12 protein-coding genes are annotated in these 12,364 nt (G+C 70.0%); 6 read left to right on the top strand and 6 right to left on the bottom strand.

The window, feature by feature from the left end; genetic code table 11:
* Window positions 1-55: 55 nt before the first annotated feature.
* Together fabI and fabG are read right to left on the bottom strand one after the other, a co-directional pair.
* On the bottom strand, window positions 56-826 hold the full coding sequence (gene fabI / locus ACWGE1_RS36040) for an enoyl-ACP reductase FabI (protein ID WP_030386475.1): 771 nt from the start codon (window positions 824-826) through the stop codon (window positions 56-58).
* Window positions 827-831: 5 nt separating this feature from the next.
* Window positions 832-1,551 carry a 3-oxoacyl-[acyl-carrier-protein] reductase gene (gene fabG / locus ACWGE1_RS36045; RefSeq protein ID WP_453424684.1) on the bottom strand — a complete coding sequence of 240 codons (720 nt, stop codon included), beginning with the start codon at window positions 1,549-1,551 and terminating at the stop codon, window positions 832-834.
* 145 nt (window positions 1,552-1,696) lie between these two features.
* Between fabG and ACWGE1_RS36050 the strand changes: the two genes are divergently transcribed.
* From ACWGE1_RS36050 to tyrS, 3 genes are all read left to right on the top strand, one after another.
* Window positions 1,697-3,259: a TldD/PmbA family protein gene (locus ACWGE1_RS36050; RefSeq protein ID WP_453424685.1), complete on the top strand. Its 1,563-nt coding sequence runs from the start codon at window positions 1,697-1,699 to the stop codon at window positions 3,257-3,259.
* On the top strand, window positions 3,256-4,656 hold the full coding sequence (locus tag ACWGE1_RS36055) for a metallopeptidase TldD-related protein (protein ID WP_453424686.1): 1,401 nt from the start codon (window positions 3,256-3,258) through the stop codon (window positions 4,654-4,656). Before ACWGE1_RS36050 ends, ACWGE1_RS36055 begins: the two co-directional genes overlap by 4 nt.
* Before the next feature lie 72 nt (window positions 4,657-4,728).
* Window positions 4,729-5,997, top strand: a complete 1,269-nt coding sequence (tyrS, locus tag ACWGE1_RS36060; protein ID WP_453424687.1) for a tyrosine--tRNA ligase — start codon at window positions 4,729-4,731, stop codon at window positions 5,995-5,997.
* Window positions 5,998-6,081: 84 nt separating this feature from the next.
* Here tyrS and ACWGE1_RS36065 read toward each other — a convergent pair whose 3' ends face one another.
* Entirely contained in the window at window positions 6,082-6,357 is a 276-nt protein-coding gene (locus ACWGE1_RS36065) for a GlsB/YeaQ/YmgE family stress response membrane protein (protein ID WP_453424688.1), read from the bottom strand.
* A gap of 238 nt (window positions 6,358-6,595) precedes the next feature.
* Here ACWGE1_RS36065 and ACWGE1_RS36070 point away from each other — a divergent pair, with 238 nt between their 5' ends.
* Together ACWGE1_RS36070 and ACWGE1_RS36075 are read left to right on the top strand one after the other, a co-directional pair.
* Complete coding sequence (locus tag ACWGE1_RS36070) at window positions 6,596-6,874, top strand: DUF3099 domain-containing protein (protein WP_453424694.1); 279 nt, start codon at window positions 6,596-6,598, stop codon at window positions 6,872-6,874.
* Between the two features lie 136 nt (window positions 6,875-7,010).
* Window positions 7,011-7,262 (top strand): hypothetical protein, encoded by a 252-nt coding sequence (locus ACWGE1_RS36075; RefSeq protein WP_453424689.1) that lies wholly within the window; start codon window positions 7,011-7,013, stop codon window positions 7,260-7,262.
* Between the two features lie 23 nt (window positions 7,263-7,285).
* Here the strand turns inward: ACWGE1_RS36075 and moaA are convergent, their stop codons facing one another.
* The 3 genes from moaA to ACWGE1_RS36090 all read right to left on the bottom strand — a co-directional run bounded on the left by moaA (window position 7,286) and on the right by ACWGE1_RS36090 (window position 10,446).
* Complete coding sequence (gene moaA, locus ACWGE1_RS36080; RefSeq protein ID WP_453424690.1) at window positions 7,286-8,275, bottom strand: GTP 3',8-cyclase MoaA; 990 nt, start codon at window positions 8,273-8,275, stop codon at window positions 7,286-7,288.
* Window positions 8,276-8,452: 177 nt separating this feature from the next.
* Entirely contained in the window at window positions 8,453-10,081 is a 1,629-nt protein-coding gene (locus ACWGE1_RS36085; protein ID WP_453424691.1) for a solute symporter family protein, read from the bottom strand.
* Entirely contained in the window at window positions 10,078-10,446 is a 369-nt protein-coding gene (locus ACWGE1_RS36090) for a DUF485 domain-containing protein (RefSeq protein WP_453424692.1), read from the bottom strand. Before ACWGE1_RS36090 ends, ACWGE1_RS36085 begins: the two co-directional genes overlap by 4 nt.
* A gap of 258 nt (window positions 10,447-10,704) precedes the next feature.
* On the opposite strand from ACWGE1_RS36090, the gene ACWGE1_RS36095 reads away from it, so the two are divergent.
* Window positions 10,705-12,261, top strand: coding sequence for a S8 family serine peptidase (locus ACWGE1_RS36095; protein ID WP_453424693.1), 1,557 nt, complete (start codon window positions 10,705-10,707; stop codon window positions 12,259-12,261).
* The last annotated feature ends 103 nt before the right edge of the window (window positions 12,262-12,364 follow it).

Here is a 12,364-nt window from a genome sequence, read left to right on the forward strand (position 1 = left end):
TCCCGGAAGGGAAGCGCGGCCGCCGCCGTACGGACGCGGGAGACCCGATCGGAGATCAGGCACCCATCGCGTGCAGGCCGCCGTCCACGTGGACGATCTCGCCGGTGGTCTTCGGGAACCAGTCCGACAGCAGGGCGACGACGCCCTTGCCCGTCGGCTCCGGGTCGCTCATGTCCCACTCCAGCATCGAGCGGGAGTTCCAGACGTCGGCCAGCTCCGAGAAGCCCGGGATGGACTTCGCGGCCATCGAGCCGATGGGACCGGCCGAGACCAGGTTGCAGCGGATGTTCTCCTTGCCCAGGTCACGGGCGAGGTAGCGGCTGGTGGCCTCCAGGGCCGCCTTGGCCGGGCCCATCCAGTCGTACTGCGGCCAGGCGAACTGCGCGTCGAAGGTGAGGCCGACGACGGCCGCGCCCTCCGCCGGGAACAGCGGCTTGCAGGCCATGGTCAGCGACTTCAGCGAGAACGCCGAGACGTGCATGGCCGTGGCCACCGACTCGAACGGCGTGTTCAGGAAGTTGCCGCCGAGGGCGTCCTGCGGCGCGAAGCCGATCGAGTGGACGACGCCGTCGAGGCCGCCGAGCTCGTCGCGGACGAGGCCCTCCAGGCGGGCCAGGTGCTCGTCGTTGGTGACGTCGAGCTCGATCACCTTGACCGGCTTGGGCAGCTTCTTGGCGATGCGCTCGGTCAGCGAGGGGCGCGGCCACGCGGTGAGGATGACCTCGGCGCCCTGCTCCTGGGCCAGCCTGGCGGTGTGGAAGGCGATGGACGACTCCATCAGCACACCCGTGATGAGGATGCGCTTGCCGTCGAGAATTCCGCTCATGGTGATCAGTGACCCATGCCCAATCCGCCGTCAACGGGAATGACGGCTCCTGTGATGTACGCGGCGTCGTCGGACGCCAGGAAGCTCACGGCTGCCGCGATCTCCTCGGGCTGCGCGTAACGGCCGAGCGGCACCTGGCCCACGATGCCGGCGCGCTGCTCGTCGGTGAGCACCTTCGTCATGTCGGTGTCCACGAAGCCGGGGGCGACGACGTTGAAGGTGATGTTGCGCGAACCCAGCTCGCGGGCGAGGGAACGGGCGAAGCCGACCAGCGCGGCCTTGGAGGCGGCGTAGTTGGCCTGGCCCGCCGAGCCCATGAGCCCGACGACCGAGGAGATCAGGACGACGCGGCCCTTCTTGGCACGGAGCATGCCACGGTTCGCCCGCTTGACCACCCGGAACGTGCCGGTGAGGTTCGTGTCGAGGACCGAGGTGAAGTCCTCCTCGGACATGCGCATCAGCAGCGTGTCCTTGGTGATGCCGGCGTTGGCCACCAGCACCTCGACCGCGCCGTGCGTGTCCTCGATCTCCTTGTAGGCCTGCTCCACCTGCTCGGAGTCGGTGATGTCGCACCGCACCGCCAGGACACCGAGCGAGGTGAGCGCCTCCGGCGGCTCACCCGACCGGTACGTGATCGCGACCTTGTCGCCGGCCTCCGCGAAGGCTCGGGCGATGGCGAGGCCGATGCCCCGGTTTCCTCCGGTGACGAGAACCGAGCGGCTCAACGGATCACCCTTTCGCTAGCGGTCTGAATACCAAAAACCTATAGGTCGCAGCGCTCGTACGGAGAATCGACCCCCGACAGGGCCTTGCGACGGGCTCTGTCGAGTCCCTACAGAAAGATGTAGGCACAAGGGCTCCGATCGCGACATGATCGGGGCGACCGGCTCCGACCACGGGAGGACTTCCGTGCCCCATTCCATCGACGCGGCCTTCACCGCGCTGCCCTTGCGGGCGCTCGCCGACGCGGCGCTCGCCCGGGCCCGCGCGCTGGGCGCCGAGCATGCCGACTTCCGGCTGGAGCGGATCCGCAGCGCCTCCTGGCGCCTGCGGGACGCCAAGCCCTCCGGCGGGTCGGACACCACCGACCTCGGGTACGCGGTCCGGGTGGTGCACGGAGGCAGTTGGGGATTCGCCTCCGGTGTGGACCTGACCATGGACGCCGCCGCCAAGGTGGCCTCGCAGGCCGTGGCCATGGCGAAGCTGTCCGCCCAGGTGATCAAGGCCGCCGGTTCGGACGAGCGGGTGGAGCTGGCCGACGAGCCGGTGCACGCGGACCGGACGTGGATCTCCGCCTACGACGTGAACCCCTTCGAGGTGCCGGACGCGGAGAAGGCGGCGCTGCTCGCCGACTGGAGCACGCGCCTGCTGGCCGCCGACGGGGTCGCCCACGTGGACGCCTCGCTGCTCGCCGTGCACGAGAACAAGTTCTACGCCGACACCGCGGGCACCTCCACCACGCAGCAGCGGGTCCGGATCCACCCGCAGCTCACCGCGGTCGCCGTGAACGGCACCACCGGCGAGTTCGACTCCATGCGCACCATCGCCCCGCCCGCGGGCCGCGGCTGGGAGTACCTGACCGGCACCGGCTGGGACTGGAACTCCGAGCTGGAGCAGATCCCCGGGCTGCTCGCCGAGAAGATGCGGGCGCCGAGCGTCGAGGCCGGGCGCCACGACCTGGTGGTGGACCCGTCCAACCTGTGGCTCACCATCCACGAGTCCATCGGCCACGCCACCGAGCTGGACCGGGCGCTGGGCTACGAGGCGGCGTACGCGGGGACCTCCTTCGCCACCTTCGACCAGCTGGGCAAGCTCAAGTACGGCTCCCCGATCATGAACGTGACGGGTGACCGCACCGCCGAGCACGGGCTGGCCACCGTCGGTTTCGACGACGAGGGCGTCCAGGCGCAGAGCTGGGACCTGGTCAAGGACGGCACCCTGGTCGGCTACCAGCTGGACCGGCGGATCGCGAAGCTGACCGGCCTCGGGCGCTCCAACGGCTGCGCCTTCGCCGACTCCCCCGGGCACACGCCCGTCCAGCGGATGGCGAACGTGTCCCTCCAGCCGGATCCGGGCGGGCTGTCGACCGAGGACCTGATCGGCGGGGTGGAGCGCGGGATCTACGTGGTCGGCGACCGTTCCTGGTCGATCGACATGCAGCGCTACAACTTCCAGTTCACCGGGCAGCGGTTCTTCCGGATCGAGAACGGCAAGCTGGCCGGCCAGCTGCGCGACGTCGCGTACCAGGCCACGACCACCGATTTCTGGGGCTCGATGGAGAAGGTCGGCGGCCCGCAGACCTACGTCCTGGGCGGCGCCTTCAACTGCGGCAAGGCCCAGCCGGGTCAGGTCGCGGCGGTCTCGCACGGCTGCCCGTCCGCGCTGTTCCGCGACGTGAACATCCTGAACACCACGCAGGAGGCCGGGCGATGAGCTCGTCGATTCGCATCACCAAGCCCCACGAGATCGTCGAGCGGGCCCTGGAGCTGTCCACCGCCGACGGCTGCGTCGTCATCGCCGACGAGGAGTCGAGCGCCAATCTGCGCTGGGCGGGCAACGCCCTGACGACGAACGGCGTGACCCGCGGCCGGACCCTGACGGTCATCGCCACGGTCGACGGCAAGGAGGGCACGGCCTCGGGGGTCGTCTCGCGCTCCGCCGTGACCGCGGAGGACCTGGAGCCGCTGGTCCGGGCCGCCGAGGCGGCCGCCCGCGGGGCCGGCCCGGCCGAGGACGCCCAGCCGCTGGTCACCGGGACCCCGGCCTCGCCGGACTTCACCGACGCCCCGGCCGAGACCACCTCCGCGGTGTTCGCGGACTTCGCCCCGGCCCTCGGCGAGGCCTTCGCCCGGGCCCGCGAGGGCGGCCGGGAGCTGTACGGCTTCGCCAACCACGAGCTGGTCTCCACGTACGTCGGCACCTCGACGGGTCTGCGGCTGCGGCACGACCAGCCGAACGGCACCCTGGAGCTCAACGCGAAGTCCCCGGACCGGCAGCGCTCCGCCTGGGCGGGCCGCTCGACCCGGGACTTCAAGGACGTGGACCCGACCGTGCTGGACGCGGAGCTCGCCGTGCGCCTCGGCTGGGCGGAGCGGAAGATCGACCTGCCCGCGGGCCGGTACGAGACCCTGCTGCCGCCGACCGCCGTGGCGGACCTGCTGATCTACCAGATGTGGTCGGCGGCGGCCCGGGACGCGGTGGAGGGCCGTACGGTCTTCTCCAAGCCCGGCGGCGGCACCCGGCTCGGCGAGAAGCTGTCCGACCTGCCGCTCTCCCTGCGCAGCGACCCGAACGCGCCGGGCCTGGAGTCCGCGCCGTTCGTGATCGCGCACAGCTCCGGCGACGACGCCTCGGTGTTCGACAACGGCCTGCCGGTCCCCGTCACCGAGTGGATCGGGGACGGCCACCTGAACCGGCTGTCCACGACCCGGCACACCGCGGGCCTGACCGGAATGCAGCTCTCCCCCGGCTTCGGGAACCTGATCCTGGACGCGGGCGGCGAGAAGTCCCTCGACGAGATGGTCGCGGCCACCGAGCGGGGCCTGCTGCTGACCTGCCTCTGGTACATCCGCGAGGTGGACCCGGCGACGCTCCTGCTCACGGGCCTGACCCGGGACGGCGTCTACCTGGTGGAGAACGGGCAGGTGGTCGGCGAGGTCAACAACTTCCGGTTCAACGAGTCCCCCGTGGACCTGCTGTCGCGGGCCTCGGAGGCCGGCCGGACCGAGAAGACCCTGCCGCGCGAGTGGAGCGACTGGTTCACGCGCGCGGCCATGCCGGCGCTGCGTATCCCGGACTTCAACATGAGTTCGGTGAGCAAGGGCGTCTGACCACCTAGAATGTGCGGGTAGACCCCTCATCCACGTCCCTACTCACTCCATCTCTCAAGGAGAGTCACGACCGTGACTGACATCGTCGACGAACTGAAGTGGCGCGGGCTCTTCGCCCAGTCCACCGACGAAGAAGCGCTGCGCAAGGCCTTCGCGGACGGTCCGGTCACCTTCTATTGCGGCTTCGACCCGACGGCGGCCTCGCTGCACGTGGGGCACCTGGTCCAGGTGCTCACCGTGCGCCGGCTCCAGCAGGCCGGCAACCGGCCGCTGGCGCTGGTCGGCGGGGCCACCGGGCAGATCGGCGACCCGCGACCGACGGCCGAGCGGACCCTGAACGACCCGGAGACCGTCGCGAACTGGGTGACGCGGCTGCGCACCCAGATCGAACCGTTCCTGTCCTTCGAGGGCGAGAACGCGGCCCTCATGGTGAACAACCTGGACTGGACGGCGGGCATGTCCGCCATCGAGTTCCTGCGGGACATCGGCAAGCACTTCCGCGTCAACAAGATGCTGACGAAGGACTCGGTCGCCAAGCGGCTCGACTCCGACCAGGGCATCAGCTACACGGAGTTCAGCTACCAGCTGTTGCAGGGCATGGACTTCCTGGAGCTGTACCGGCGCTACGGCTGCGTGCTCCAGCAGGGCGGCTCCGACCAGTGGGGCAACCTGACGGCCGGACTCGACCTGATCCACCGGGTCGAGCCGGGTGCGGTCGTGCACGCGCTGGCGACCCCGCTGATGGTCAAGGCGGACGGCACCAAGTTCGGCAAGTCCGAGAGCGGGGCCGTGTGGCTCGACCCGGAGATGACCACGCCGTACGCGTTCTACCAGTTCTGGCTGAACGTGGACGACCGGGACATCTCCACCTACATGCGGATCCTGTCCTTCAAGTCCCGCGAGGAGCTCGAGGAGCTGGAGGCGCAGACCGCCGAGCGGCCGCAGGCGCGGGCCGCGCAGCGGGCGCTGGCGGAGGAGCTCACGACGCTCGTGCACGGCGCCGACCAGTGCGCCGCCGTGATCGCCGCGTCGAAGGCGCTGTTCGGGCAGGGTGATCTGGCCGAGCTGGACGAGGCCACGCTGGCCGCGGCCCTGTCCGAGCTCCCGCGCGCCGAGGTGGCGGAGCTCGGCCTCGTGGTGGACCTGCTCGCGGAGACCGGCCTGGTCGCGAGCAAGTCGGCGGGCCGCCGGACCGTGAAGGAGGGCGGCGCCTACGTGAACAACGCGAAGGTCGCCGCCGAGGACGCGGTCCCCGCCAAGGAGGACCTGCTGCACGGGCGCTGGCTGGTGCTGCGCCGGGGCAAGAAGAACCTGGCCGCGGTGGAGGTCACCGGCGCCTGAGGCGTCGCAGGACGCCGCGGAACACGGCGGAGGGGCCGGTTCGGACGCTTGTCCGGCCGGCCCCTTCGTCATGACCCGCGGTGCTCACGTCACCTGCCGCTTGCCCTTGATCGCTCCGTACATCATCTCGCCGAGTGCGACCACGAGGACCGCTCCGGCGAGTTGCAGCAGGTGCCGGGTCCAGTCGATGCCCCTGGTCTCACCGACGCCGATCCAGGTGGCCACGGCGTTGCCGAGGACGGCACCGGCGATGCCGAAGAGCGTCGTCAGCCAGAGGGGCTGGTGCTGCTTGCCCGGCAGGATTGCCCGGGCTATCAGCCCCAGCACGAAACCGACGATGATCGCCCACAACCAACCCATGTCGAGCCTCCTCCTGGCGCGTTGTGCGCACGTGGGCCCAGTCTCGACCCGTCCGGCGTATACCGCATTTCAGACAGACCCGTCAGGGGGTCCCCCCTCTCCCGCCGCCGCGGGGGCGGCGTACCGTGGGAGGGTCCGGGCCGGGAGCGCCCGGTGGGCGATCGGGCGGTGGAGCGTGGAACGGACGAAGCGGCAGAAGCGGAGCGGGGCCGAGGTCTTCCGGATCACCGGCGCGCGGATGGGTCTCGACGAGGACGTCCGGGGCCGCCAGCGGCGATACGTGATCTCGATGGGCATCAGGACCCTGTCGGTCATCGCGACCGTGCTGTTGTGGAACGTGCAGCGCCCGGTGGCGATCGTGACGCTCGTCGCCGGAGCCCTGCTCCCCTACGTGGCGGTGGTCATCGCCAACGCGGGGCGCGAGTCGACACCCTCGCTGCCGTCGCACTTCCTCCCGGCTCCGGTGCGGCCGGCACTCGACGCGGGAAACCTCAAGAAAAGCTCAGATCAATCATGAAGTTCCGGTGCACTCCACCGGGTCCTGCGTGACATACTGCTCACGCGCTCCGCATCCCCCGTCGGAGCGACGGACCGACGCCGGGCAGCTCCCCCCGTGGCTGCCCGGCGTCGCCATTCCGTTCTAATGTGGGGCCGTGACTTCCTCCAGCGCACCCGGCCCCGACGAGACTCCCACCTGCTCCGCCAAGGGCTGCCGCGACGCGGCCGTATGGGTCCTGGCGTGGAACAACCCGACGCTGCACACGCCGGAGCGGCGCAAGACCTGGCTGGCGTGCGAGGAGCACCGCGAACACCTCTCCCAGTTCCTGGGGGTCCGCGGTTTCCTCAAGGACGTCGTGAAGCTGGACGAGTGGGTGCAGCCGGAGGGCTCGGAGCGCCTGCGCTGACCCCGGTCCTGGACCGGCGCGGGTCAGCCGCCGATCGCGGACATCGGGCGGTCGGGCTGCAGGAAGGACGGGTCGTCGAGACCGGACCCGGCCTTCTTGCCCCACATCGCCACCTTCCACAGCCGGGCGATCTCCTCGTCCGGGGCGCCCGAGCGCAGGGCGGAGCGCAGGTCCGACTCCTCGGTGGCGAACAGGCACGTACGGACCTGGCCGTCGGCCGTGAGCCGGGTACGGTCGCAGGCCCCGCAGAACGGACGGGTGACGGAGGCGATGACGCCGACGGTGGCCGGGCCGTCGTCGACCACCCAGCGCTCGGCCGGGGCGGAGCCGCGCTCGTCGGCACCCTCCTCGGTGAGCGTGAAGCGGGTGCGCAGGGACTGCAGGATGTCCCCGGCGGTGATCATGCCGTCGCGCTTCCAGCCGTGCTGGGCGTCGAGCGGCATCTGCTCGATGAAGCGGAGCTCGTACTCGTTCTCCACGGCCCAGGCCAGCAGGTCGGGGGCCTCGTCGTCGTTGAGGCCGGGCATGAGCACGGCATTGACCTTGACGGGGGTGAGGCCGGCCTCGCGGGCCGCGGCCATGCCCTCGATGACGTCCTTGTGCCGGTCGCGGCGGGTGAGGGTTTTGAAGACCTCGGGCCGCAGGGTGTCCAGGGAGACGTTCACCCGGTCCAGGCCGGCGGCCTTCAGGGCCGTCGCGGTGCGCTTGAGACCGATGCCGTTGGTGGTCAGCGACATCTTGGGGCGGGGTTCGAGGGCCGCGCACTGCTCGACGATCCCGACCAGGCCGGGGCGCAGCAGCGGCTCGCCGCCGGTGAAGCGGACCTCGGTGATCCCGAGCCGCGTGACGGCGATGCGGATCAGCCGGACGATCTCTTCGTCGCTGAGCAGGTCCGACTTGCCGAGCCACTGCAGTCCTTCTTCGGGCATGCAGTAGGTGCAGCGCAGGTTGCACCGGTCGGTGAGCGAGACGCGCAGGTCAGTGGCCACGCGGCCGTAGGTGTCGAGAAGCACTGTGAGCCCCCTCCCCTGTCCGGAAGTAGCGGTACGCGCGACATTGGATCTACTTCACGCGTTCTATTTCGAGACTACGTGACGCATGTGTCGGGGAGAGCTGCCCGAATGAACGAGACGTAACGTGGCCGTGTCGTAGATCCCTACGACACGGCCACGCTGGGTGTTCGGGCGATGTCAGTGCGCCCCTGTTCCGGTGAGGGAGCGGACCTCCAGCTCGGCGAACTTCTGGGGATCGGCCTTCTCCTTGGAGAGGACGGTTCCCAGCCAGCCCAGCAGGAAGCCGAGGGGGATCGAGATGATCCCCGGGTTCTCCAGCGGGAACCAGAAGAAGTCCGCGTCCTTGAACATCGAGGTGGGCTTGCCGGACACCACCGGGGAGAACAGCACCAGGCCGACGGCAGAGATCAGTCCGCCGTAGATGGACCAGAGCGCGCCCTGGGTGGTGAAGCGCTTCCAGAAGAGGCTGTAGAGGATCGTCGGCAGGTTCGCGGAGGCGGCGACCGCGAAGGCGAGCGCGACCAGGCCGGCCACGTTCAGGTCGCGGGCCAGTGCGCCCAGGCCGATGGCGGCGGCCCCGATGACGACGGTGGACCAGCGGGCCGCGCGCACCTCCTCCTTCTCGGTGGCGTTGCCCTTGCGGATCACGTTCACGTACAGGTCGTGCGCGAAGGACGAGGAGGAGGCGAGGGTGAGCCCCGCGACCACGGCCAGGATGGTGGCGAAGGCGACCGCTGAGATCACGGCGAGCAGGACGGCGCCGCCGGTGGAGTCGGGGCCGCCGCCGACCGCCTGGGCGAGCAGCGGCGCTGCCGTGTTGCCCGCCTTGTTGGACTTGATGATCTCGTCCCGGTTGAGCAGGGCCGCGGCCCCGAAGCCGAGGGCGATGGTCATCAGGTAGAAGGCGCCGATGATGCCGATGGCCCAGTTCACGGACTTGCGTGCGGCCTTGGCCGTGGGAACGGTGTAGAAGCGGATCAGGATGTGCGGAAGCCCGGCGGTGCCGAGGACGAGGGCGATGCCGAGGGAGATGAAGTCCAGCTTGGACGTCGGGTCCTTGCCGTACTTGAGCCCCGGTTCGAGGAACTTCACCCCCTGCCCGCTGTTCTCGGCGGCCTTGCCCAGCAGGTCGGAGATGTTGAAGTTGAACTTGACCAGGACCAGGAAGGTGATCAGCAGGGCGCCCGCGATCAGCAGCACCGCCTTGATCATCTGGACCCAGGTGGTGCCCTTCATCCCGCCGATGGTCACGTAGACGATCATCAGTACGCCGACCAGCGCGACGACGGCCACCTTGCCGCCGTCGGTGGTGATGCCCAGGAGCAGCGAGACGAGCACGCCGGCGCCGGCCATCTGGGCGAGCAGGTAGAAGATCGAGACCACGATGGTGGACGTGCCGGCGGCGGTACGGACGGGCCGCTGGCGCATCCGGTAGGCGAGGACGTCGCCCATCGTGTAGCGGCCGGAGTTGCGCAGCGGCTCGGCGACCAGCAGCAGGGCGACCAGCCAGGCGACGAGGAAGCCGATGGAGTAGAGGAAGCCGTCGTAGCCGAAGAGGGCGATGGCGCCGGCGATGCCGAGGAAGGACGCGGCGGACATGTAGTCGCCGGAGATGGCGAGGCCGTTCTGGAAGCCGGTGAACTGGCGGCCGCCCGCGTAGAAGTCGGCGGCGTCCTTGGTCTGGCGGCCGGCCCAGACGGTGATGATCAGGGTGGCCACGACGAACAGCCCGAACAGGGTGATGATCAGCGGGCGGTGCTCGGAGGCGCCCGCTGCGACCGTCGTCAGCCGGAGCGTGCCGCTCATTCGGCGGCCTCCATCCGCGCCTTGATGGCCTCCGCCTTGGGGTCGAGCTTCGCGGCGGCATGGCGCGCGTAGAGCCATGCGATCAGGAAGGTCGTCGCGAACTGCGCGAGGCCGAGCACGAGGGCGACGTTGATGTTGCCGAAGAGCTTGGTCCCCATGAAGCCGCCCGCGTAGTTGGACAGCAGGACGTAGAGCAGGTACCAGGCGATGAAGGCCACGGTGAGCGGGAAGGCGAAGGAGCGGTAGGAGCTGCGCAGTTCGGCGAACTCCGGGCTCTGCTGGACGCTGGCGTAGTCGTCGGCGGTGGGGCCCGCCGCCAGTGGCGTTCCCGCGCTGCCCGGCGGCGGCGCTGCTTCGGTGGTCACGGGGGCATCTCCTTGTGACGCGGGTGCGGTGGGGACGACGGACAAAACAACCTCCGTGTGGGGGGACGGTGGCGCTGATCCCCCCTGTCAACGGCACGGACGGCGTGTCGGGACGGTTCAACACCCAGTGATTCTTTGGAAACTGATTTCTCGAACTGATGGCGCAGAGGGGAACGGCGACGCTAGGTTCACTTGTCATGGACCCGCCCGACGCGACCGCGTGCGGGCGGCTTTTTTCGAAGATGATCTGGAGAACCCATGGATCAGCTGGGGTCGCGTGCGCCCAAGAAGCGCAGCCGTGCTCTCGCCGTACCGGTCGGCCTGGCGCTCACCGCTTCGCTCGCCTTCCTGCCCGCGGTCTCGGCCTCGGCCGCCCCGCTGGGCAACACGGCCGACACGGCGACGGCCTCCAAGCCGGACACCTCAGGCCCCAAGCTGTCGTACGTGGCCAACCTGAACGCGTACGCCACGGTGAAGGCGGCGAAGAAGGCCGTCGAGCGGGCCGGCGGAACGGTGGTGACGGCCTATGAGCAGATCGGCGTGGTCGTCGCACACTCCCAGAACCCGGACTTCGCCAAGCAGCTGCGCGCCCAGCGCGGTCTGTTCGTGTCGGTCGGCGCCACCCGGACGGCCCCGATGTCGGCGGTGCAGACCACCGAGGAGGGTGCGACCCAGCAGCTGAGCGCGGCGGACGCCGCCAAGGCGGCGGCGCAGGCCCAGGAGGGTCAGGAGCCGCTGGAGCCCAACCAGTGGGACCTGCGGACGATCAAGGCCGACAAGGCTCACCAGATCAACGATGGCAGCCAGAACGTCACGGTGGGCATCATCGACACGGGTGTCGACGACACCCACCCCGATCTCGCCCCGAACTTCTCCAAGGGCCAGTCGGCCAACTGCGTGGGCGGCGTCGCCGACACCACCGAGGGCGCGTGGCGCCCGTACGCCGACGGCAGCGACCACGGCACCCACGTGGCCGGCACCATCGGGGCCGCGCGCAACGGCGTCGGCGTCAGCGGTGTCGCGCCGGGCGTGAAGATAGCCGCGATCAAGGTGAGCGAGCCCGGGACCAGCCTCTTCTACACCGAGGCGGTCGTCTGCGGCTTCATGTTCGCCGCCGAGAAGGGGATCGAGGTGACCAACAACAGCTACTACGTCGACCCCTGGCTCTTCAACTGCAAGTCCGACGACGACCAGAAGGCGCTGGTGGAGGCCATCGGCCGGGCCACCAAGTACGCCGAGCGCAAGGGCACGCTGCACGTGGCCTCGGCCGGCAACTCCAACCAGGACCTGGCCGCCGACTCCCTCGTCGACGAGACCAGCCCGAACGACACCACCCCGGTGCCGCGCACCATCGACCCGAAGGTCTGCCTCGACCTGCCGACGCAGCTGCCGGGCGTGGTCACGGTCTCGGCGACCGGCGACAAGGGCCTGCGCTCGTACTACTCCAGCTACGGCCTCGGGGTCGTGGACGTCGCCGCCCCCGGCGGCGACAAGTGGCAGGTCCCGGACACCCCGGACGCCAACGGGCGCGTGCTGTCGACCGTCCCGGGCGGGGGCTACGGCTACAAGCAGGGCACCTCGATGGCCGCCCCGCACGTCGCCGGTGTCGTCGCGCTGCTCAAGAGCGCCCACCCCTCGGCCACGCCTTCGCAGCTCCAGGCGATGCTCAAGGCCCAGTCCACGAAGGCGGCCTGCCCGACCCAGATATACGACGCCGCGGGCGCCCTGATCGACGCCACCACCTGCCAGAGCAAGTGGGGCCAGACGGGCTACTACGGATACGGCGTGATCGACGCGCTCAAGGCCGTGAAGTGACCGCGTACGCACGGCGGCGGTGACGCGGACGGGCCGGGCGGGGTGAATCCCCGCCCGGCCCGTCCGTTCATCCGTTCATCGATCCGCTCGGCCGGTCAGGGCT

This window comes from Streptomyces sp. NPDC054932 (assembly GCF_053610205.1).

What these genes read in the sequence shown, in the direction of transcription:
- fabI (WP_030386475.1), bottom strand. Translation starts at nt 826, where the DNA reads ATGAGCGGAATTCTCGACGGCAAGCGCATCCTCATCACGGGTGTGCTG.
- ACWGE1_RS36050 (WP_453424685.1), top strand. Translation starts at nt 1,697, where the DNA reads ATGATCGGGGCGACCGGCTCCGACCACGGGAGGACTTCCGTGCCCCAT.
- ACWGE1_RS36055 (WP_453424686.1), top strand. Translation starts at nt 3,256, where the DNA reads ATGAGCTCGTCGATTCGCATCACCAAGCCCCACGAGATCGTCGAGCGG.
- ACWGE1_RS36065 (WP_453424688.1), bottom strand. Translation starts at nt 6,357, where the DNA reads ATGGGTTGGTTGTGGGCGATCATCGTCGGTTTCGTGCTGGGGCTGATA.
- ACWGE1_RS36070 (WP_453424694.1), top strand. Translation starts at nt 6,596, where the DNA reads ATGGGTCTCGACGAGGACGTCCGGGGCCGCCAGCGGCGATACGTGATC.
- ACWGE1_RS36085 (WP_453424691.1), bottom strand. Translation starts at nt 10,081, where the DNA reads ATGAGCGGCACGCTCCGGCTGACGACGGTCGCAGCGGGCGCCTCCGAG.
- ACWGE1_RS36095 (WP_453424693.1), top strand. Translation starts at nt 10,705, where the DNA reads ATGGATCAGCTGGGGTCGCGTGCGCCCAAGAAGCGCAGCCGTGCTCTC.